This window comes from Roseimicrobium sp. ORNL1, assembly GCF_011044495.1.
Classification (GTDB): domain Bacteria; phylum Verrucomicrobiota; class Verrucomicrobiia; order Verrucomicrobiales; family Verrucomicrobiaceae; genus Roseimicrobium.
The window spans coordinates 5530745-5552000 of record NZ_CP049143.1 but is presented as its reverse complement, the minus strand read 5'-3'; the positions used below and the strand labels follow the sequence as shown (position 1 = coordinate 5552000).

Annotated in this window: 20 protein-coding genes; 5 read left to right on the top strand and 15 right to left on the bottom strand. The window is 60.5% G+C overall.

Annotated elements, in window-relative coordinates; translation table 11 throughout:
- Window positions 1-107: 107 nt before the first annotated feature.
- Both G5S37_RS22405 and G5S37_RS22400 read left to right on the top strand, forming a co-directional pair.
- Window positions 108-1835 carry an LptF/LptG family permease gene (locus G5S37_RS22405; RefSeq protein ID WP_165206834.1) on the top strand — a complete coding sequence of 576 codons (1728 nt, stop codon included), beginning with the start codon at window positions 108-110 and terminating at the stop codon, window positions 1833-1835.
- Window positions 1836-1979: 144 nt separating this feature from the next.
- On the top strand, window positions 1980-2888 hold the full coding sequence (locus G5S37_RS22400) for a hypothetical protein (RefSeq protein WP_165206832.1): 909 nt from the start codon (window positions 1980-1982) through the stop codon (window positions 2886-2888).
- 14 nt (window positions 2889-2902) lie between these two features.
- Here the strand turns inward: G5S37_RS22400 and G5S37_RS22395 are convergent, their stop codons facing one another.
- Window positions 2903-4027: a hypothetical protein gene (locus G5S37_RS22395; RefSeq protein WP_165206830.1), complete on the bottom strand. Its 1125-nt coding sequence runs from the start codon at window positions 4025-4027 to the stop codon at window positions 2903-2905.
- Window positions 4028-4209: 182 nt separating this feature from the next.
- Here G5S37_RS22395 and G5S37_RS22390 point away from each other — a divergent pair, with 182 nt between their 5' ends.
- Window positions 4210-5127, top strand: a complete 918-nt coding sequence (locus tag G5S37_RS22390) for an adenylate/guanylate cyclase domain-containing protein (RefSeq protein WP_165206828.1) — start codon at window positions 4210-4212, stop codon at window positions 5125-5127.
- A gap of 193 nt (window positions 5128-5320) precedes the next feature.
- Window positions 5321-5716 carry a glycine zipper domain-containing protein gene (locus G5S37_RS22385; RefSeq protein WP_165206826.1) on the top strand — a complete coding sequence of 132 codons (396 nt, stop codon included), beginning with the start codon at window positions 5321-5323 and terminating at the stop codon, window positions 5714-5716.
- 46 nt (window positions 5717-5762) lie between these two features.
- On the opposite strand, the gene G5S37_RS22380 is transcribed toward G5S37_RS22385, so the two are convergent.
- From G5S37_RS22380 to G5S37_RS22345, 8 genes are all read right to left on the bottom strand, one after another.
- Window positions 5763-6704 carry an FAD:protein FMN transferase gene (locus G5S37_RS22380; RefSeq protein WP_206026104.1) on the bottom strand — a complete coding sequence of 314 codons (942 nt, stop codon included), beginning with the start codon at window positions 6702-6704 and terminating at the stop codon, window positions 5763-5765.
- Between the two features lie 141 nt (window positions 6705-6845).
- Window positions 6846-8594 carry an SUMF1/EgtB/PvdO family nonheme iron enzyme gene (locus G5S37_RS22375; RefSeq protein WP_165206822.1) on the bottom strand — a complete coding sequence of 583 codons (1749 nt, stop codon included), beginning with the start codon at window positions 8592-8594 and terminating at the stop codon, window positions 6846-6848.
- Between the two features lie 127 nt (window positions 8595-8721).
- Window positions 8722-10029 carry a Gfo/Idh/MocA family oxidoreductase gene (locus tag G5S37_RS22370; protein ID WP_165206813.1) on the bottom strand — a complete coding sequence of 436 codons (1308 nt, stop codon included), beginning with the start codon at window positions 10027-10029 and terminating at the stop codon, window positions 8722-8724.
- A gap of 189 nt (window positions 10030-10218) precedes the next feature.
- Entirely contained in the window at window positions 10219-10572 is a 354-nt protein-coding gene (locus G5S37_RS22365) for a hypothetical protein (protein ID WP_165206811.1), read from the bottom strand.
- Window positions 10573-10605: 33 nt separating this feature from the next.
- On the bottom strand, window positions 10606-11097 hold the full coding sequence (locus G5S37_RS22360; protein WP_165206809.1) for a hypothetical protein: 492 nt from the start codon (window positions 11095-11097) through the stop codon (window positions 10606-10608).
- A gap of 67 nt (window positions 11098-11164) precedes the next feature.
- Complete coding sequence (locus tag G5S37_RS22355) at window positions 11165-11392, bottom strand: hypothetical protein (protein ID WP_165211824.1); 228 nt, start codon at window positions 11390-11392, stop codon at window positions 11165-11167.
- A 534-nt stretch (window positions 11393-11926) separates the two neighbouring features.
- On the bottom strand, window positions 11927-12385 hold the full coding sequence (locus G5S37_RS22350) for a hypothetical protein (protein WP_165206808.1): 459 nt from the start codon (window positions 12383-12385) through the stop codon (window positions 11927-11929).
- A 23-nt stretch (window positions 12386-12408) separates the two neighbouring features.
- On the bottom strand, window positions 12409-12738 hold the full coding sequence (locus G5S37_RS22345) for a hypothetical protein (RefSeq protein WP_165206807.1): 330 nt from the start codon (window positions 12736-12738) through the stop codon (window positions 12409-12411).
- A 361-nt stretch (window positions 12739-13099) separates the two neighbouring features.
- Here G5S37_RS22345 and G5S37_RS22340 point away from each other — a divergent pair, with 361 nt between their 5' ends.
- Window positions 13100-14260, top strand: a complete 1161-nt coding sequence (locus G5S37_RS22340) for an adenylate/guanylate cyclase domain-containing protein (RefSeq protein WP_165206805.1) — start codon at window positions 13100-13102, stop codon at window positions 14258-14260.
- A gap of 138 nt (window positions 14261-14398) precedes the next feature.
- Here the strand turns inward: G5S37_RS22340 and G5S37_RS22335 are convergent, their stop codons facing one another.
- The 6 genes from G5S37_RS22335 to G5S37_RS22310 all read right to left on the bottom strand — a co-directional run bounded on the left by G5S37_RS22335 (window position 14399) and on the right by G5S37_RS22310 (window position 20837).
- Window positions 14399-16099, bottom strand: a complete 1701-nt coding sequence (locus G5S37_RS22335) for an alpha/beta fold hydrolase (RefSeq protein WP_240914692.1) — start codon at window positions 16097-16099, stop codon at window positions 14399-14401.
- Window positions 16100-16185: 86 nt separating this feature from the next.
- A complete protein-coding gene (locus G5S37_RS22330; protein ID WP_165206804.1) occupies window positions 16186-17292 on the bottom strand; it encodes a hypothetical protein in 1107 nt (368 codons plus the stop codon).
- Window positions 17293-17318: 26 nt separating this feature from the next.
- Window positions 17319-18434, bottom strand: coding sequence for an FtsX-like permease family protein (locus G5S37_RS22325; protein ID WP_165206802.1), 1116 nt, complete (start codon window positions 18432-18434; stop codon window positions 17319-17321).
- A 9-nt stretch (window positions 18435-18443) separates the two neighbouring features.
- Entirely contained in the window at window positions 18444-19163 is a 720-nt protein-coding gene (locus tag G5S37_RS22320; RefSeq protein WP_165206801.1) for an ABC transporter ATP-binding protein, read from the bottom strand.
- Between the two features lie 59 nt (window positions 19164-19222).
- Window positions 19223-20005, bottom strand: coding sequence for an outer membrane lipoprotein-sorting protein (locus G5S37_RS22315; RefSeq protein WP_165206799.1), 783 nt, complete (start codon window positions 20003-20005; stop codon window positions 19223-19225).
- Window positions 20006-20162: 157 nt separating this feature from the next.
- Window positions 20163-20837, bottom strand: coding sequence for a hypothetical protein (locus G5S37_RS22310; RefSeq protein WP_165206797.1), 675 nt, complete (start codon window positions 20835-20837; stop codon window positions 20163-20165).
- Window positions 20838-21256: the final 419 nt, after the last annotated feature.

Genomic DNA, 21256 nt, shown 5'->3' with positions numbered 1-21256 from the left:
TTTTTTGAACGCTCAGGACCGGCTGCCTGCCCGTGGGGTGGGCTGCCGGGGGCGTGTGCCCCTTGACTCCACCCCCAATCTGTCGGAGTCTCCATGTCCTCAAACCCATGGTTTTCCTCAAGTCTGTCCGCGACTCGCTGATGCATCTGCTGGGTGTGGTCTGGCGCTGGCTGCGTCGCTCACCCTATGCCGGTCCCGGTGCCCTGCTGCTGGCCTTTGCAGTGATGCTGCTGTGCCAGCTTTCCGGTTACCACGAGGCGTTCATGCCGCCGGAGCCGGATCCCAATGAGCTTCCAAAGAACTGGGAGGCTCCACCCACGCCCATTTATTTCTTCCTGTACATGCTGGCGTACATGCGCCTCTTCGTACTCGTCGGCGGGCTGGCGTACCATGTGTACATCATCCGGGCCTGGCCGAATGTGCAGAAGATGATCCGCCCCACATGGGTGGCGGCCATTTACCTCGCCGTCTGGGCCATTGCCAGCCAGAGCTACGCATTCTTTGAGTCCGTGTACCTGAACACGACCGGGGAGGTCATTTCGGTGCCGGCGTTCGTCATCCAGGTCCTGCTGTTGGTGGGGCTGCTGCTGTCCCCGCCGTTCATGCTCATGTACTACGCACGGAGCACGATCATGGAGCGGTACACCATGCGCTCCTTCCTGCAGCCGCTGTTGTTCTGCCTCATCGCCTTCTGCACGCTCTGGGTCGTCATGGACCTGCTGGACAACATGTCCGACTTCCAGGAGAACAACATCGAGAGAAGCGCCATCGCGATGTTCTACATCAAGATGATCCCCTTCATCTATGTGACTGTGGCGCCCATCTCCCTGCTGCTGGCCACGGTGTATGTCCTGGGGAGGATGTCCCGCACGAATGAACTCATTTCCATGCTCGGTACCGGCAAGAGCCTTGGCCAGGTACTCCGTCCCATCTACGTCGCGGGATGCTACGCCGCTTTCCTCGGCATGGCGGCGAACTACCACTGGGCGCCCGTGTCTGCCGGCAACAAGGAGCAACTCCTGCAGAATGCCAAGGACCGCATCAGCCAGCACTACCTCCTCATGGGTCTGGTGTACCGCAATCAGGAGGCGGGAAGAAGCTGGTTCGTGGGCACGGTCCCTACCGATTTGATGCGGGACAAGATGCGTCGCATTGAGATCCGGCAGGAGGACTCGACCGGAAAACTGGAAAAGGCGTGGTTTGCCAAGAGCGCCGCCTGGCGGCGGGATGACGGCGTCTGGATGCTGTATAACGGCGTGGAAATCACGTACAAGGACGGCAAGGTCGCTTCGATTCAAAAATTCGACTTCGATGGTACCGGTTATCCGAAAAAGGATCTGACCGGCATGCAGGAGACGCCATGGGTGCTCATGAGTGGCTCCCTCTCGCCGAATTATCTCGGCGTGCCGGATCTCATCTCCTACATCCGGGCGAATGCCTCCTACGGCAGCAAGAAACTGGCCTCGTTCTGGGCACACCTGTTCTACCGCTTTGCTCTTCCGTGGCAGTGCCTCGTGGTGGTCATGTTCTCCGCACCGCTGGCCGTCGTGTTCTCACGCCGTGGCCTCGTGGGGGGTATTGCCAATGCTGTCCTTCTGTTCTTCGTGCTCATGTTCCTGGACAACCTGTTCTTGAATCTGGGACGCAGCGGACGCATTCCGCCCTTCTTTGCCGTGTGGTTCCCGCACCTCATTCTCGGCGCACTCGGCGTCTGGCTCTTCCGTCTGCGTTCGCAGAACAAGGAACTGCCGCGCATCTCGTTCCGGTGGATTCGCGAACTCATTCTCACGGTGTCGCAGTCCACCCGGGATCGTTCCTCGGTGAAGCCTGCCTGAGCCTGTTTCAATTTCCCGCAGCCCGGCTCATCTTTTCGTAAAGCCAACGCCTCCGTCCCATCTCCTCACGTGCAGCAAAACTGGAACATCAAATCCCGCTCTCACGAATGCAACCGCTCCGGGCGCCCTTTTGAGGAAGGGGAGGTGTTTCACACGTCCATCCACTTCGATACTGAAAGCGGTGAGTTCGTGCGGCGTGACGTGGCGCTGGATGTGTGGGAGGAGGAACTCAAGGAGCGTACCCCGCTGGCCTACTGGCGCACCACGTACGCAAAACCGGATTCGGGCAAGCCCAAGGTTGAAATGTCCAGCAAGGAGAGCCCGGAAACTCTGCTGCGCCGCCTCATCGACGAGGACGAGGAACACACGGAGCACGCCCGCTATATCCTCGGGCTCATGCTTGAGCGCAAGAAGCAGCTTGTTCCCAGGGAGACCAAGTACACTGAGCAGGGCACTCTGCTGCTCTATGAGCATCGGAAAAGCGGTGAAGTCTTCATCATCCGCGACCCGGAACTGCGTCTCGATGAGATTGAATCGGTGCAGGAGGAAGTCGCCACCTTGCTGGGCTTCGGTGGCCCGGTCGTAGAAGCGGCAAAAATCGCCGGCGTGACCCTCACTCCGGACGGGAAGATCGAGAAGAAGGGTGAGGCCGAAACGACCGAACCCGAGAAGAAGGAAAACGAAGCCGAGCCTGCGAAGAGCGAGGCTGAAGGTGAGGCACAGACTGAAACCGCAGAAGACTCCGAGTTTGAGCTGGCAGCGGACGAGTTGGCTGGCGACGAGGAGCCGGAATCAGAAGAGAACGAAGCGGAGGCTGAGGACGAAGCTGATCTTGAGCAGGGCGAATCCGAAGATGCGGAAACCGCCGCTCTGGAAGGTGAACTGGAAGAAACCGAGTTCGAAGCTGAAGCCGAGATTGAAGTCGAAGCTGAGAATGAAGCCGAGGCTACGTCTGAAGAATCTGCCTCCGAGGAAGCTGAACAGGAAGAATCCGAGAGCGAGTCAGAGCCCGGTTCCGACGAGGAGTTGACCCCCAAGGACACAGTTTCCTAATTCACTCGCCACCTTTAGTCCTCCGTGGCGAAGTACGTGCCGAAATTCGTCCTGCTTGAAAGGTAGCGCACCGCCGGGATAGCCAAGCCTGCGGCGACGAGTTCCACCAGTACCAGCCATCCCTCTCTCTGGAACAGGCTGGATAGGGGCTGCTCCACACCCTGCGAGAGGTGCAGGTTCCACGGCCCCCAGCCATGAAGGAACCCTGCGAGAGCTGCCATCACCAGCAGGGCAGGGGGAATGCGCCGCACCAGGAGCAGCGCCAGCGCGGTGCCGCCCAGAAGCATCCAGCAATTCCTCGGCATACCTCCCAAGGCCACCGGCAGCCAGCTCTGCCAGGTCATCCACGCCGCAGCCAGGGCGGCCAGGTGAAACGTCACAAGGACCACGGCCACACTCCAAAATCGGCCCAGCAGCACGACCGTGATGGCGATGGCGAACAAGGCATGCGCCAGCAAAGAATGACGGGGGACCAGTGAACTCTGCGCGGTGGCCTGGCTCTTGCCTGCGGTACTCGTGGAGGCAGAGGCCGGTGCGGGTGGAGCGTCAGGAGGTGAAGTCCCGCTGGGATTTGCTTTGGCCGTGGCGGCAGCCAGGGGCGGCAGGGCGAAGCCGCGGCTGGATTCGCCGGGGAAGACGGCCTGCGGCTGGCGCTGTTCCGCCCCGGCCATGGCATTCATCAAAAGCGTGGCGACGCCACAGGTGCGGGCGACGGTGAGCTTGAAATCACCGGCAATTTCCGGCAGGGGACCCCGGTGCTCAGCCAGCAAGTGGACCTCGCCGCTGGCCGGGGCAAGAGGCGCCACCGTGGTGCTGTCCACCGGCTGGACCTTCCAAGTGCCCCGGAAATCGCTCCCACCCACCCGGAATTGCAGCTGGGCATCCACGTAGGCCGCCGCCCTGGCCAGCGTCTCCGTACGCTCTGTATCGTTCTTCTGGTACCACCAGGAGGCCGGGACGGGAGGCAGGCTGGTAGGCTGGTCCGAGAGAAAAAGGCGCGGATCCAGGTTCACCAGCAGCACCACCTCGCGCTCCGGCGTGAACTCCGCCTCGACCACCATGCTGGGCACAGTGTGGGCCCCTGCCTGCGCTGCCAGCAGGAACAGCGCAAGACAGAAGACAGGAACGGCCCGGAGCATGCTCTAAAGACCGCAGAATCCACCCCGCCGCAAACACAGAATCTCTTGCAGCACAACGACATCAAAAAAGATCTGTTTTAATCAACGCATCGAGTACGTCTGCTGTCTTTTCTGCACCACGTTTCGCAAAAGCAACCTTGACTTTGCCTGTCCGATTCGGTTGAAAAGACACATACAATCACATGGGAGCCTTTCTCAGATCACTGGCAGGAGAGAACACATTCGAGTTGGACGATTTCAACCTCGTGGGTCGTGGCGAAGAAGCTACGATCCGCTTGGGCGATTCCGGGGTGTCCCGGCAGCACGCCACCATCCGCAGGGAGGGTGTGCATTACTGGCTGGTTGATCTGGGCAGTGCCAACGGCAGCTATGTGAATGACGTGGCCCTCACCACCGCCCGCGTGCTGCGGGACGGCGATCGTCTGCAGTTCGGCAGTGCCAGTTTTCTCTTCGACCAGAGCGAAAGCGGGGTTTCCAACCATGACACCACCATGGTGGGCATGAAGACCCAGGTGCTGCGCCGCGCCCCCGTGCCGATGAAAACGGCCCAGGCCACACTGCTGGTGGGGGACTTGAAGGGATTCACCCAGCTCGGCGCCCAGCTCAGCGCGGAACAGCTCGCCGACGTGCTCCGCGAATGGTACGCCGACTGCAACGCCATCATGAAGCGCGGTGGCGCCATGATTGACAAGTTCATCGGCGACTGCGTCTTTGCCTACTGGCCGGGGATTGAGCCGGACATTCGCTCCCGCGCCGTGGAGGCGGCCAGGCAACTCCGCCAGACGGAGATCGATGCCACCTCTCCCACCCGCAAGATGCTGCGTGAGACGAGGAACATCGTGCTCGACTGCCGCATCGGCCTGCACCTCGGTGAAGTGGCCTTTGGTGCGATGGGGAAGGGCATTAACACTGCCCTCGGGGATGCCGTGAATCTCGCCTTCCGCATTGAAGGCCTGACCCGCCAGACGAACAAGTCGGTGCTCGTGAGCGCCGCTTTCCTCAACGGCTGGGACGCAGGGGCTTCGCAATTCGAGTCGTGCGGGCCACAAGAGGTCAAGGGGCACCCGGACAAGGTGGAAGTCTTCGCACTGAAGGAGTGATCCGGGCAAAGTGCGCGAGTAAGGACCAAAAGGACGGGGTACCCGGCAAAGATCCGAAATTTTCGGATCATTTTTGTCACGGCTCTGGATGGGCTCACATCCAGTGCTGGTCCACTTCCATGGACTGCTGCGCGGCCGTGCAGGCTGCCATGCTCCACCCGGTCAAATAACCCGTCCACCACCCACTGTGTCCATGAAACTCCCTGCTCGCCTTGCTGCCGTTGGCTCCCTGGCTGCGGCGTCTCTTCTCTCCTCCTGTGTTTACCCGTATCCGTACGTCGGCCCCAATGAAGCCCGCGGCTCCGTGATTGGCGCTGCCACCGGTGCCATTGCCGGGGGCATCATCGGCAATCAAAGCTGCTCCGGACTGGAAGGCGCCCTCATCGGTGGTGCCCTTGGTTCGCTGGCCGGCGCGGCCATTGGGAACGCCCAGGACAACTCCTTCTACGGTCCTCCTCCTCCTCCCGGGTACTACTATGGCCCGCGCCCGGTGCCTCGTTTGTACGGAGGGTACAGCTACTACGGCGGCCCCGGTTGTTACAATTCCTGCCCGCCCCGTTACTATGCCCGTAGGTACGGTTGCTGGTGAGGGATAAGAGGTGAGTCGAGGTGGGCTTCCTCAAGGAGCGGCGACTTCAGTCGCCGTTTCTTTGCGGACTATTTGTCTGCACGAACGCCTGAAACCCGGATGACTCCCGTGTGTGCCGCTCATTGTTCTCGTCCAGCCAGACAAACCGCGCCACCGTGCCTTGGGCCTTCTCCGCCACGCTGAGCCCCTTTTCCACGCCCAGCACGCACAACGCAGTGGCCAGTCCATCGCTGATCGTTGCGTCCGGTGAGATGACCGTGCACGCGATGCGGTCCGTGAGTCCCAGTCCCGTCTTGGGGTCCACAATGTGGGAGAACCGCTTGCCATCCAGTTCCAGATACTGGTGAAGATCTCCCGAAGTGGAGCAGCCGCAGTTTTTCAGGGTCACGTGCGTGAGTTGATCCTTCTCCTCCGGAGCTTCGAAGGTGCGTAGCGCCACGTCCCAGCCTTCTTTGCCAGGAGGTGCATCTCCCGCCGCCACATCACCGCTGCCTGCGACGAGCGCTCGCGTGATGCCATGCTGTTTTAAAACGGCTAAGGAGGCATCTGCAGCGAAGCCCTTGCCAATACCGCCGAGGTCGAGCAGCAGCCCCTCCTTCAGCTTTGTCACCGTGCGCGTTTTCTCGTCGAGCTGGATCGCGCGCCAGTCGGTCATGGCGATGGCCTTTTGCACCTGTTCCTCGGTGGGCAGTTTCTTCTGCCGGCGTGCGCGCCTCCAGTGCTGAATCGCATACGTCGCGGTGATGTCGAAGGCCCCCTCCGTTTGCGCAGAAATCTCCACCGAGCGAGCGATCAGAGCGAAGAGGTCTTCACTCACCTTGATGGGCGTATTCGCCGGCGCCTTGTTCAGGCGGCTCAGCTCACTCTCGGGAAGGTAGTCCGAGGCAATTTGATTGAGCTCCTCAACGCGCTGGAACGCCGCCTCCACCGCCTTCGCTGCCCCGGCCGCGTCCTCCGCATACAACTCGATGCGAAACACCGAACCCATGGCGGGGTGGGAGTAGGAATGGCGCTGCAACCCGCCTGCCGTCGCGGCCGCGCTAAGCAGTCCAAGGCATGCAAAAACAAAAAAGCCGCGCACCATCCCGGAGCACCGGGGAGCACGCGGCTTTCTTGAAAACATTTCGGACTATTCCTTCTCCACCCCGTTGTTCCAGTACTTGTACATCTCTTCAGCCGTGGGGATCTCCAGCGGGCGGACGAGGCGGAAGCCGAGGAACTTGGCGTCGGTCAGGTACCAGATGCTCTTGGGAAGTTGCGGGTCCTGCTGCTTCCAGTCCGGATGCGAGGCGCGGCGGAAGGCGGCGCGGAGCTTGTCCGGATCATCATCAAAGGAACCACCGCGAGCGGTGTGGGGATAGGGCTTCGTGGAGGGCACGAAGTAGCCTGTGGCCTTGTCACCCAGAGCGGCGAGGTTCTTGTAATAGTCCGGCTGATACTGGTCGATGGTCCACTCGGCCACATTGCCCAGGATGTCGTGGAGGCCCCAGGGATTGGGTCCCTTCTGGCCGACCTTCGCGTACTGGAAGTTCGGGGCGTTGTCGTAGTACCACTCGTGGTCCTTCGCCTTGGAGGCGTCATCACCCCAGTAGTAGGCGGTGGTGGTGCCGGCGCGGGCGGCGTATTCCCATTCCTCTTCGGTGGGCAGGCGGTAGAAGTGACCGGTCTGGGCGCTCAGCCACTGGCAGTACTTGTTCGCCGCGTGCTGGGTCATGGAGATGGCGGGGTAGCCATCCGTGCCCATGCCGAAGCTCATTTCCGTATACGGCGTGGTGGGCTGGGAGGTGATTTCGGTGATGGCATCCTCAGGATTGAACTTCTGCTTCGAGCCATCCTTGTTGCGGCCCACGTCCGTGATCATGAAGGGAAGGTACTCGTCCCACGTGACCTCGTACTTGCCCATCCAGAAGGGCTTCACTTTCACCTTCACCTGGGGGCCTTCGTCGTCCTTGCGGTTGGCCTCGGTGGCGGGGCTGCCCATGAGGAACTCACCACCCTTGATGGCTACCATGCTGTAGGGCTTCTCGGTCTTGGGGACCTTGCTGTCGTAGCTCTTCATGTCGGCCTCGGCCTGTTCCTTCGAGGTCTGCACGATGAAGGCGTGAATCTTCTGCACCAGCGCCAGATTGTCCGGATTGTTGGAAACGGGGCCCTTCTTCTCCTTGGCCTTCAGGGTGATTTTCTCCGGCCACACGGCGCCCTGCTCAATCCAGGAGCGCAGCAAGTCGCTCTGCTCCTTCTTCAAGGGACCACCGCTCTTCTTCGGCGGCATGAGGTCGTCATCGTCCGCTTCCAATGCGGTGAGCGCGAAGAGTCCGGACTTTTCTGCATCAAAGGGGATGATGCTGGGGGACTTCTCACCGGTGGTGAAGGCGTCCTGCCTCGTGGCCATGTTGAAATCACCCTTGGCCTTCTCCGCGTTGTGGCAGCTCACGCAGTTCTCTTCGAGGATGGGCTGGATGTGCTTCTCGAAGTTCACGCGCACCGTGTTTGTCAGCTTCACATCCTTCGGCCAGTTGGCACCCTGCTGGATCCAGAGCTTGAGGAGCTCCTGCTGCTCCTTGGAGAGAAGACCTTCCTTCTTGGGTGGCATCACCTCATCGGCATCTTCTGCCAGCGTGGTCGTGGTGAAGAGCGGGCTCTTGGCCGGATCCCCGGGAACGAGGGCCGTGCCGTTGTCGCCACCCTTGAGCGCCTCTTCCAGCGTGGTGAGCTTCAGGCCGCCCTTGTCGGACTTCTCCGAGTGGCAGTGCACACAGGCCGCCTCAAGGATGGGCTTGATGTGCTTGTTGAAGTCCGGCTTTTCAATCTTGGCCGCCGCGCCCGAACAGAGCGCAACGTTAAGGGTGGTCAGGGTGAGCAGGTGGGTGAGACGCATGACAGGGATGGCTTAGCACTAGCACAGGGGGAGGGGGGCTCAAGCTGCAATCGCAACTTGAGCCTGACAGTTCGCCCCCTGTCAGGCCCTTATTTCATTCCATTCGATAAGAGAACCCCGGCCTCCACTACGCAGGCAAACCAGGCCTGGGCATGGGAGTGGGCTGGAACTTGTCCCCCCACTTCAGGGCCTCCTCAGGAGCAAGGTCTTCTTCACTCTTGATGGCCTCTTCCCAGGTGATCTTCTTGCCCGTGTAGGCGGCCATGCGGCCCATGATGCCCACCATGGTGCTGTGCAGCATCCAGTCGCCGTCATTCACCACTTCACCCTTGCGGATGGCGGCGAAGAGTTCGTCGTGCTCCACCTGGTACATGTTCTTCTCTTCACCGCGATAGCGCCAGCGCTGCTCGCCATCGATATACGGTTGGGGTCCCTTGCCGATGATGAGGGTGCTCTTGGAGCCACGAATGTAGTCCGCGTTCTCGTTGTAGCAGCCTTTGATCTGACGGCAGCCGAGGTGGGCGATGATGTTGCCTGGCCATTCATAGGCCACGTGGAAGTGGTCGTAGATGTTGCCCCCGGCATTGGGAAGCTGGCGGCCACCGGTGGCCACGCAGGAAATGGGAGCGGTATCCTTCATGGCCCAGCAGACCTTGTCCACGCTGTGGATGGCCTGCTCCACGAGACCGTCACCGGAGAGCCAGGAGAAGTTATACCAGTTGCGGATCTGCCACTCCACATCGCTCCACTCCGGCTTGCGGGCGGAGTCTTCCTGCATGGGCTTCACCGGGCCGGTGTAGTAGTTGGAGAAGATGCTGCTGAGTTCGCCGAGCTCGCCATCATGCAGGCGCTTCATGGCCTCCACGCGCGAGGCGCTGCGGCGCCAGCAATAGCCGGCCACGACGCTGAGCTTCTTCTCCTTCGCCTTGCGCACGGCCTCAAGGGCCACGCGGTAGCCCGCCGCATCCACGGCCATGGGCTTCTCACAGAAGATGTGCTTTCCGGCATCGACAGCCGCCTGCAGGTGGTGCGGGCGGAACCCGGGAGGGCTGGCGAGAATGACGACGTCGCAGATGGCGAGGAGCTGCTTGTACGCGTCCAGACCGATGAACTGGCGGTCCTTCGGCACGTCCACGCGATTGGCGAACTTGTCCGCGAGCTGCTTGATGGCGAGCTCGGCCTTGTCCTGGAACACATCCGCCACGGCATGCAGCGAGGTGTTGTAGTCCGCCGAGAGAGCCTGCTGCGCCGCGCCCGTGCCACGACCGCCGCAGCCCACGAGGCCAATCTTCAGCGTGTCCTCATTCTTGGCATCTCCCGCAGCGCCCTTCAGCACGAAGGGGAAGGCGAGGGGAGAGAGAGCCAGGCCACTGCGGGTGAGGAAATGGCGGCGGGTCAGCGGAGACTGGGAATGAGAAGGGATGGGCGGATTCATGGTCAGAAGGAATCCCGAAACCTGCAATTCCGGATCGGGAAAAGGGATGCGGCCCAAAGGTCCACCATGTTTCACGAAATTCCCAGAAGAGAAGTAGAGGCGACAATCCTACCACTCCAGCATTTGGCTGCGCCTAATGGAAACCTGGGCTCCAAGGTCGCTCCCCAGCGGGTTGGCCGAAGCGGCTAGTTAGGGCTCTTGGCCATCTTCAATTTCTTTCACCCATTCGGATAGCTTCGATTGGTGGGCGAGATCGAAGATGTGCCTGTAGTCGAAAGCGATCAGGTCGCCGTAGCGAAGTCCATGAGCCTCGGTGTGCTCCAAGTCGTTGTCGACGACTCCCCGATATTGTCCCGGCTCGGCGGAAGTAACTCGAACCCAAAAGCGCTCTCCTGTGTACCCTTTGTGGTCACTGAATTCCACGCAGACCTTCGCATAGTCGCCGGGAAATAGGAGATAGTAGCGCGAGACGTGATCCAGTGCCTCGAAGTCGGCGGACAGTTCCGACATCTCAACGGCATTCTTGAGGTTGGGTGTCTTCATAGATCCTGTTGCTCGCCCCGAGGCACCGTATGGTTAGGTCATCTCATTGCTTAGCCTCAAGATTTTTCCAATAGACTCTAACCAATAGTCATAGTCAGCGATGGCATATGACAAGTAGTCGTGAGAGTAAAAATCGAGATATTCCCAAGGACGAGACGCACGAGTCCAATTTGTTGAGCCCAGCCCGGCAGGGCGACTCATCCAGTGCTGATTCGCCCACGCAGCAAGGATACCGCCCCAGTGCCGCCATGATGGACTGTAGTTCAAGCCATCAGCACCGAAAAGCGAGCAGCCAGTCAGCGCTAGATCGCCTCCAGACAGTACGAAGTGTGTCTCTGTCAAAAAGGGCCACAGGTGTTCCTGATACCATGCATCGGCGTCGTTCGATTCGTCCAGCGTATCCGACGACATGGTCCATCGAAGTCCATGGCGCTGTTCGGCGCTCTTCAGAATCGCCGTGGCCTCATCCAGCGAACCTCCAAGTGCAGCACGGACGAATGGGATACTTTGGTCAAGAATGATCATGAGGCGCTATCGCATAACAACCACCCCTCAACTGGCTCGTCATATGGTTGTATACTTGGACCAACGGTCAGCTCGCTGTGTCGCGAGTTTCTCCTGTCTGGATGCCCTCTACAACACGCAGCCGCCGAACGACCAATTCGTCAATTTCAAGGCGGCGGATTCGGGCACGACCGATCACCAACCGCCCGATGGCGAGGGCGCCGATGGCCAGCGCACCGACCGCCACCGCAGAAATCGCCAACACGCCGATGGCTTGTGCACCAATGGCCTCGGCCCCGATTCCCTGACCTCCGATTTCGACAGCCGGGTAGCGGGTAACTTCGGCTTTGCAAGCGGCTCGCTTGTCATGGGCGACACTTCCGCCCGATTCTCGCGATGACTTCAATGAGGTTGCGATCATTGGTTTGGTGGAGGCACCTTCCAACGGATACTAGGCCGAATTCGGAGCGATTGCAAATGCCGCCAAATTCGTCTCGCGATGGGCCACGGTAAGTACTCAACCAGTAGGCTGAGCCGAATCACGAATGAGGCCGCCTAACTGCCCCTGGTTTTGACCCGCCAGAGGACGGCGACTGATATGACGATTGCGGCAACGCTTCCGCAGATGATTGATGAGAGGGAGGAACTCCAAATCTCTGCGGGCGAGGAAGACACGGGCGACGCATCATCCATGTTGTGAATCATGGCAAAGGCACGAAAGGGAACGAGCACAAAAACAAGAAGAGCAGTGAAGGCCCATTTCCTTGCGAAGCCAGGTGCATTCATACTCAACATGACATTTTTAGTCAGCACGGACCATGTGCGGATCGTTACTTCCGGTGCCTCCGCACTACACCATCACATTCGTCTGATTCGGATTCAGACTGGGCGGCTGCGGCAGCCAGGCTTCGTCGCCTTCGCCTTCGGCGTTTTCGTTGGCAGGCGACAGGGCGGCTGAAATGAGAAGCTGGGCGTCGTTCAGGAAGGTCTTCACGATGCCCGTGATGAAGTCGGACTCCTCCTGGCGGGTGTGAAGCACGATGACGCTGATCTCGCCGGCAAAGATGCACATGGCATGCACGTCCAGGAAGCCCATCCACAGGGAATCCAGCATGCGGTCGCCGTTGCCCTGAAAGTGGTCACGCGCATCATGAAAGGTCTGCACGACCTGCTCGATGCGGAAGTCCTCAAAAGGCATGAGGCTCACCAGCACCTGGCGGCGCCAGGCGAGACAGAGGCCGTTGATGGCGCCTGCGTGCTTGAGGCGTTCCATGCTGGCACGGAGAGAGGGAGTGATGGCGTTGGCCATGGTCGTGAAAAGAGGAAGATGGTTCAGCCCTGTCCTTGCTGGGCACGCAGGCTCACGAGGAGTTCGTTGTTGGACACGTTCGCCCCGATCATCGCGCCGGTGGCGCGGCTTGGCTGCGCTTGGGCATCAGGAGGAAGCAGGAACATGAAGGTAAATTCCGGCTCATGCAGTGCTGCGTAGAGCGAGTTACCCAGTTCAAGGGAAGCGCCCACGCGATCGGCGAAATGGCGCAGCCCCTGGAAGTCCGCCGCGAAGTCGTCCGCGTCCTGCTGTCCGGTTTCACTGATGACCAGACCGTTTTGAATCTCAAAAATCCGCAGGGTCTGCGGCATCGTGGCGTGTGGGAAATCCATAAATCGGTGCGGTTTTTTTGGCGTGCTTCCCTCTTTCCTCTCAAAAATGCTCCTCCGAAGCAAGCACAAAAGGCCTTGATGGAGAGAAGAATGCGATCGGTGGGACGGTGCGACGGTGAGCGGTGCGACGGTGGGAATACAGAAGCCTGAACGCGTTGTTTTTATGCGGGTTTTAAAAGGGGGAGAGCGCTCAGCTTTGGCCGGTAGGAGGCTTCGAATTTCACCGTTCTACCGTCGCACCGCTCACCGCCCCACCTGCCATCTGGCTCCAGCGCCTATTAACTGAAGAGAAATACAGCCAGCGGAACCTTGCCGGGCCTCGCCGCTCCTACTAGGATGCCGGTCCCCCTTGAAAATCCCCATGGAATTGCGTGCCATCATGTTCGTCGACATGGTGGACTCCACCGGTCTGAAGCACCGGGAGTCCTCCGAAACTGCCCTGCTGCTGACCAAGGCGCTGTTCGAACAGGTGAAGCACGCCACCAGGAAGCATGGCTGTCTCTTCGTGAAATTCACCGGGGACGGGGCGATGGTCACCTTTGCCGGGGACAATGCCGGCTGCTTCGCGGCCGTCCAGGCGGCGTGTGAGTTGGTGCGCAGCATTGACGAGTACAATCTCCAGTTCAATCACCCCAGCCGCGCGCGTGAAGGAGCCTATGTGAACATCCGCGTGCGCATCGGCGTTGCCTTTGGTCGCTGCGACCTCATTGAAGACCACAGCGGCGACGTCGTGGGCCTGCCCGCCGACCTCGCCTCCCGCCTCTGCCGTGAGGCGGATGTCAATCGCATCCTGCTGGACCGCGAAACGATGACGCGCTCTGGGATGGACCTTTCAGATTTTGATTCGCTGGCGAGACGCCGGCTGACGCTCAAGGGCATCCCGCTTCCCGGTGGGCAGGAGCAGGAGCAGTTCTTCCACGTGAAGGTCGATCGCCTGGTGCAGGCCCCACTGGAGGAGGACTTCCCCGGCGGCATGGTCGCGGTCTACACGAATCGCAATGAAATGCGCAAGGACTTCAGCCTTTCCCGCCTCTTTGACCGCGCCGTGGTTGGGTCTGAGATTCTGGTGGTGGGCCGTACCCTCGTGGGCTGGTCCCAGATGAGCTCGCACGATCTCGACCTCATCCGCACGAAGAACCTGCGCATCAAGCTGCTCGTGAGTTCGCTGGAGGCGTGCAAGTTCCTGGCGGGTGCGGAGGTCACCACCATTGCCGCGGACAAGGCGGCCACGTTGCCTGCGTTCCAACGGCTCACGACGACGCTGCCCTCGGTGGATTTCCACGAAATGGACATCCTGATTCCAGACGGGTTCACTTGTGCGGAGGTCACGGCTGGTGGCGCCTCGAAGTCGGTGGTGCTGCGCGACATCAACTCCGGCGCGAAAACGGACAAGATCACCATGCTCTTCGCCTGCATCTGCGATCGTGATCGCAGCCGCCAGAGCCGCTGCATCACCTGCGGCATGCGCGAGCGTGGGAGAAGATTGGCGGAGAGTCCACGGGGCAGCGCCGCGCGGGTGTAAGGAGGTTAGGGCTTCCGCCCTGACAGCGGGCGTTGGGCCTTCTGGCCCGACAGCAGCTCAAAGAACTGGTTCCGTCAGGGCAGAAGCCCTAACGCCCACTGTCGGACTAGAAAGTCCAACCTCCGGGCATGTGCTGTCCTACTCCGCCTTCGCGGTCTGCGCCTTCGCCACTTCCTCAGCAGGAAGCTTCTTGCCGATGTGAAGATACAAGATGCGGCGGATTTCCGCGATGGCTGCGGGATGCTGGTTGGACCAGTGACCGCTGGGCACGATGATTTCGCTCTGGGCTCCCTCGATGTGGCTGCTCCAGTAGGGCACCACACCATCCGTGCTCACGGGAGGCGTGTGGTCCTTGTTTCCGCCCCTGCCGCGATCTCCGATGATCGAGTGGTAGGGGACACCCTTTACCGGCGGGATGCTGTTGATGGCCGTCAGGAAACGATTGCCGGGCACGAGGGCATCGATGGCGGTGGGCATCCTCGCGAGCGGGCTGCCATTCGCACTGGGCAGGGCACTACCCACGGCTGCCTGGGTATCCTCCTTGTCTCCAAACGCGGTGGAGATGGTGCCGATGATCTTGCGGCCCATTCTGCCGAAGAAGCTCTCCGCCATGTCAGCACCGCCCAGGGATGCCGAGGCGAAGATGACACGGGAAACTTCGGGACGGTGGTTGAAGATGAGCGTGTTGGTCAGGATTTTGCGACCGGCATCCGAGACGGGAACCTTTTCCGGCGGGACGTCGAAATACACATTCCAAACTTTCATGCCACTGTCGGTGATGAGCAGGCGTGCAATCATGCCGCCCATGCTGTGACCGATGACCACGAACTCCTTCCGGTTGGGATAGGTCTCGTGCATTTTGTCGAGCGCCTTGCGCAACTCGGCGGCCATGATCGGGTAGGGGAATCCTGTGGGATAGCTGAAGAACCAGAACTGGTAGTTCTGCCGGATGACCCGGTCGCCACGCAGGCTCTCGATCATGGGCGCCCAGGTGGCCTGGGAGTCACCCAGGCCATGGATGCACAGGATGGGGATCTTCTTGTCATCCCAAGGCTGCAGGCGGGCGAGGCGGCTGGTGCCGGCGAACCTGTCCGGCCGGAACATGCGCTGGAGCTCGGTCCGGCGCGGCCTGAGCTCGGCGAGCGCGAAGGCAATGGGCGCGGTGAAGTCAGCCGCGAGAGGCATGGTGTGCCCCTCGAACTTCACATCCTCCACGGACAGGGGATCATAATACACCATGGTACAGTCGTGCCCGTTGAAATTGATGAGCACCGTGACGCCGTAGTAGGACGTTTTGCCCATCACGAACGGGTCGATCTTGGTAAAGTCGAATCCCTGGTTCGCCGTAATCATCGGGGCGCCGATGCCTTGCTTCACCGTGCGCTCCGTCACCAGCCTCCCCCGGAACTCAAAACGGTCTGCAGGCAGCACGCGGAACATGCCGGGGTCGTGCTTGCCGTCCGTCTTCAGGACGAGCTTCCAGTCTTCCGTGGCTCCAGGAGCCACGATGGGCTTCTTCCAGGGCTGGAGGTGGTTGTCGTGGATGACTTCGAAGACGCGCGCGACAGCGAAGTTGTAGTCTTTCCGGGCCTGCTCATCGTTCGGGTTCTTTGCCAGCAGGTCGGCGGAGAAGGAGGCGGCATTCAGGAATCGCCCGATTTGCTCTTCCGGTGTCTTCGACGGGGTCTTGATGGCTCGCTGGAGCAATGCACTGCCAAGACCGTCAGTTTTGACCCGGGGTGCCCTCTCACGCTTGGTGGAGTAGGCGTTGCAGCCCACGAGGCTCACGGCCATGAGCCCGAGCAAGATGGGACGGAGGAGGGAAGGGAGCTTCTCCATGAGGATGATAAGTGGGCGGAGTTAGCGAGAATCTCGCCCCTTCGTCAAGCTCTCCCTGCCCGGAGAATGAGACGCTTCCTTTACCTTTAGACTGCGAGGGGTGACTTGGAGTAAACCTCCACGTCGTACACATGTCCGGCGCCCATGTGTTTTTCCAGCTTGAAGCCGGCGGTCTCCATCAGTGCTTTCAGGTTGTCGCGATTGCGGTAGTCGAAGCGTCTGCCGAAGACCTCCAAGAGGCGCGTGGCCGCATTCCGGCGGTAGGTGTTTACAATCGCGCTGCCGCCTTCCGCGGTGAGGTGGTGCAACCGGTGCACAAGATCCAGCGCTGAGGCCGCATCGGGCGGGGGCTGCATGCCCATGCACTCCTCTGTGGTGGTGTAGGTGTGGCCGTGGAAATACTCCAGGATGCCGATGGCCGTCACTACATCATAGGTGGCCATCGCGTCCTCCGCGCGGTCCATGAAAATATCCTCAGCCTTTGCGGAGATGCCCCTGCCACTACCGGGACTGCTGTGCCGTTCCCGGGTGGTCGGCAGCTTGTCCATCAAGCGGTTGGCCTTGTCGATGTTGGCCTGATCGCGGTCAGTGATTTCGGCCACGATGCGGGCGGGGTCGATGCCATCGCGCACGAGCTTGTCGTACGCCAGGATCATGCTGAGACCCGTGCCAGCGGCCACCGCTTTCATGCGGACCGGGTTTCCTTCATCGAGGCGGCGCTTGGCTTCGTCATAGGTGGCGAGTGTTTCCCACACCATGCGTAGGCGCACGTCCTTCGCCTGGACGGAATCCAGGAAGAGACGATCCCAGACTTCACAGTTCTTGCGAATCTCCGGGCAGATCATCATGTACTGGCTGTTCATGGGGTCGCCACCCTCCACCAGCGACTCCGTCGTGTGGCTGCTGGATCCCATGAGCGCATGCGCATAGCCGTGGCCGGAGCGCTCGAGAATGCGATTGCTGTACTTCGTAGCCACGGAGCCGTCCGCGGTCTGCGACTTCGTGGTTCTGGTGGTCCAGCTCAGGACGCGGTGAGAGACCGACGCAAGAATCTTCTTGGCGGGGCGCGCGGGTTCCAACCCGTGCGTGCCGAAAATCGTACAGCTCAGGCTCGCCACGATGGCTTCCGAATCCGCCTCGTTCCCGCTCGCGTAGAGCGCGGCCACCGCTTCCATGGGCTTCAGATGCTTCATAAGCGAAAACTGGTTCGTCGTTCCGACTAGCCCTGGATGGCCACGGCGGGAGACATGCGCGAGGCGCGCCACGAGGGGTACAAGCCGCTGATCAATCCCACCACCACGGCGATGGCCACAGAGAGCAGCATCAGCTGCGGGCTGAGATCCGGCTCCAGCAGACCACGCACGGTGGGCATGCGTTCCATGATTCTCACCGCCAGCGCACCGAGGGCCACACCGACCACGCCTCCCAGGAAGCCCAAGAGTGCGGATTCGCAGAGTACCATTTTCATGACGCGGTTCTTCTTCCAACCCACGGCCAGAAGAATGCCGATCTCATGCGTGCGCTCGAACACGGTCATGAGCATCGTGTTCATCACGCCGAAGACACCCACGATGATTGCCAGCGTGGAAGTGCTCCAGCTCATGGCGCGCACCACCTTGAATCCCTGGCTGGACTGCACCACATCCTGGGCACGCAGAGCGCGACCCTGGGGGAAAATCTTCTTCACCTCGGCGGCGATGTGGTCCACGTCCTGTGCCGTCACGCCGGGCTCGAAGCGCAGGTCCACGAAGTTTACCTTGCCTTCATTCTGCGTGACCTTCTGCAGCACCGGAAGCGAGAGGATGATGGCTCCGTTCTCCACAACGGATCCGCCGGAGACGATGCCCACCACGGCGAGCTCTTCACTTTCGATCTGCACGGTGTCACCCACCTTCTTCCCCATGGCATCGGCGACGGTGACGCCCAGTACCACGGCCATTTCGTTGGCGTCCTTCGGCATCCGGCCTTCCGTGACCTTGAGCTTGCCCCAGGTGAATCCGCCCCACTCACGTCCCGATACCATCACCATGTCCATGCTCTCCACGCTGATCATCTGCATGAGTACGGTGGTGGTCTCCGCGACCTTGGGAATCTTGGCGACTTCATCCTCGAGCTTTTCGTCGAACACCTTCGGGTTCACCGATCCGCTCATGTTGCTGACGATCATGTCGATGCCAATGCTGTCGAGCTGCTCCTTGATGCTCTTTTCATAACCGCCGGACATGCCCACCAGTGCGACCACGGCAGCAATGCCGATGGCGATGCCCGCGAGGGTGAGACCGGTGCGGATGGGACGGCGGGTCAGGCCGCGACGAACGATGGTAAAAAAGGTCATGACGAGTGTTTAGGCGGTCGGAGCAGAGGAGGTGCCATCAGAGAGCACGCGGCCATCCTTCATGCGGATGGTGCGGCCAGCCATTTCAGCAATGGACGGATCATGAGTCACCAGCGTGAGAGTCACTTTGCGTTCCGAGTGCAGCTTCATGAGCAGCTCAAGAATCTGTTTGGCATTCTCGCTGTCGAGATTGCCGGTGGGTTCATCCGCGAGCACCACAGAAGGACCATTCGCCAGACCGCGTGCGATGGCCACGCGCTGCCGCTCGCCACCGGAGAGTTCTGAAGGGAAGTGCGTGAGGCGGTGTCCGAGGCCAACAGAGGTGAGGAGTTCCTTCGCACGGTCCGTGCGCTCCGCTACAGAGAGCGCCCCTTCGAACATCGGGATCTGCACATTCTCAAGCACCGTGAAGGTGGGAAGCAGATGGAAGGCCTGGAATACAAAACCGATGTCGTGCGACCGGTAGTGTGAGGCATCCTTCATATCCGGAATCGACTTGCCGCGAAAAGTGAGGCTGCCTTCCGTGGGCGTCACGAAGGAGCCCAGCAATTGCAGCAGGGTACTTTTGCCACAACCGCTCGGTCCCGTGATGGCGACAAATTCTCCTTCCCTGATTTGCAGATCCACGCCTCGCAGGGCGAGGACATGGCCTCCGTCATAGCTTTTTTTCAGGCCCTTGGCCTCGAAAACGATGTTGTTGGTTGAGCCGTCGGTCGCTGTCGCAGGCATGGAGCAAAACTTAGGAGTGAATCAGGGAAGAGAATGTGACCACTTGGGACTGAGTGTGTTCAGTCTCCGCCGCGTGGAGCGCTGATATTTTTCAGTCCTTCCGGTGAAAAATCTGCATCCGTGAAGCTTACACCACGTTTGATGCGTGAGCCGTCGAGTTCGGTGACCGTGGAACCACGGCGCGCGGAGAGATTAGCGGGGATGTGCTTTCCATCGTTCTGAACCACGTCAGTGGTGTCGATGCGCAGAGCGACTTCACCGGAGGAGGAATATTTCTCCACACGCATGGGGACCATGCGACGCAGGTCGATCCATGAGCGCACCTTGGAGTAGGAGCCCTTGCCGCCCTTGGACTCCAGGATGTGGCACTCCACTTTGTCGATGGTCTCCGTGCCGGCAAAGGACTGGTTCTCCCAGGCGAAGAAGTTCTGCACCACATCTTCATAGTTGAGGGCGCTGCCGAAGAGCGGCTGCTTCATCTGCCCGGCCTCAATGGTGGTCAGCTTGTCCGGCGGAGTAAAGCTCGCGCCACTGCCGCTGCTGCGCAGGAGCACGCCGGTGCCCTTTTGTTCCTTGGGAAATAGGATCTGATACACCACCTCGGTGGACGAGGCGGATTTGCGGGACTTGATTTGCACCTGCAGGGCGTTGCCGCCGGTGACCATTTTCAGGCGGATGAAGGTGTTTCCATCCTGCTGCTGCGCGCTCAATCTGGAGGCGAGTTCCTTGGCCGTGATGCCGCCTTCCTGGGCGCTGGCAGACGGTGGGGTGAAGGCGGCCAGAGTGGCGATGGCGGCGCCGAACAGGATGGACCGGACGGGCGAAAGGAAGCTGGCTTTCATGCAGTTAAACTTTTGTGCGGCTGATTGGGGAATCCTCGACGGGGGGAGAAATCGTGCAACTTGAATTGATTCGCACGCCAGCGCCCTGTTCAACGAAATTGGCACCGGAGAAGCCCCAACGAGGGGCTTCTGGTGGGTAAAAGGGCGGCTGAATGCATCAATTATTGTCATCATCGTCGTCGTCGGACTTGGTAGTGGTCGTGGTAGTTGTTTGTCGAATCACCGGGGGAGGTGACACCACAGCCGCAGGTCTTGCGACGATCACACGCGAAGCCACCAGGTGATCACCTTCGCGTACGTAGTGCACGGTCACCGGTGCTCCGGGAGCGATTCGCTCCACTGCGATGGGAGTGCCTGCGTCATCCACGTACGTGGTGCTTCCGCTCACCGCATAGGTGAGAGGCTCGGCAGTTTCCGAGCGAACGATCAATCGCGCACCAGGGGTGAAGTTGGTGATCACACCACCCGCGGTGGTGGAGGCGGCCACGGGTGTGCTCATCGTTCTGCGGACGACGACACGGGAGGCAAGCATGCGGTCTCCGTCGCGCACGTAGTGCACGGTGATTGGCATGCCAGAGGTAATCTTCTCTGCCAGCACGGGTGCGCCGGTTTCATCGATAAACGTCGTCCTTTCTGTCAGGGCATAACGGATCGGCGTGGAGCTGGATTCTCCTCGTACGATGATGGCTTCGCCGCCGGGGACGTAGTCGGTGATGATGCCGCTGCCGGTGGTGACATCTGCAACGACGGTTTGTGCGAGGGCGATGTTGCTCCAGTTAAAAAATGTGACCATGCCGAGAGCGCAGGCAATGGCTGACCAATGGGTTTTCATGGGGGGATCCTTTCGGTGGGTTTGAGGGCGGTTTTAGCAAGCCCGTGCCCCCGCAACCGTTCGTGGCAACAGGAGCCGCGAAGGTTCAAAGGCATCGGGCTTACTCCTTGGAATCGCCTTTCCCAAATGCGGTGGCTGGAGTGCGCCAGTGCTGTTGCAAGAAGAGATGGCAGCCAGGGTTCAGGCCTGCCCTAGCTGTTGGGGGACGGAAGTGAAGCCGAAGGCCTTGGACTGCGCGCAGCCTGCTACCGCTTTGAAGAGTCCACAGCCTGCTGTGGCGATGGCGATACTCGCTTGTAAGGCAACACTTCCGAAGAACTTGGCGACTTCGTCGCGGTGAAGCGTGCAGCAGGCTGCACTTGAGGAAAGCGGCAGCAGGCCGCGCGCAGTCCAAGGACGCTTCGCGTCAGCTTCTGAAT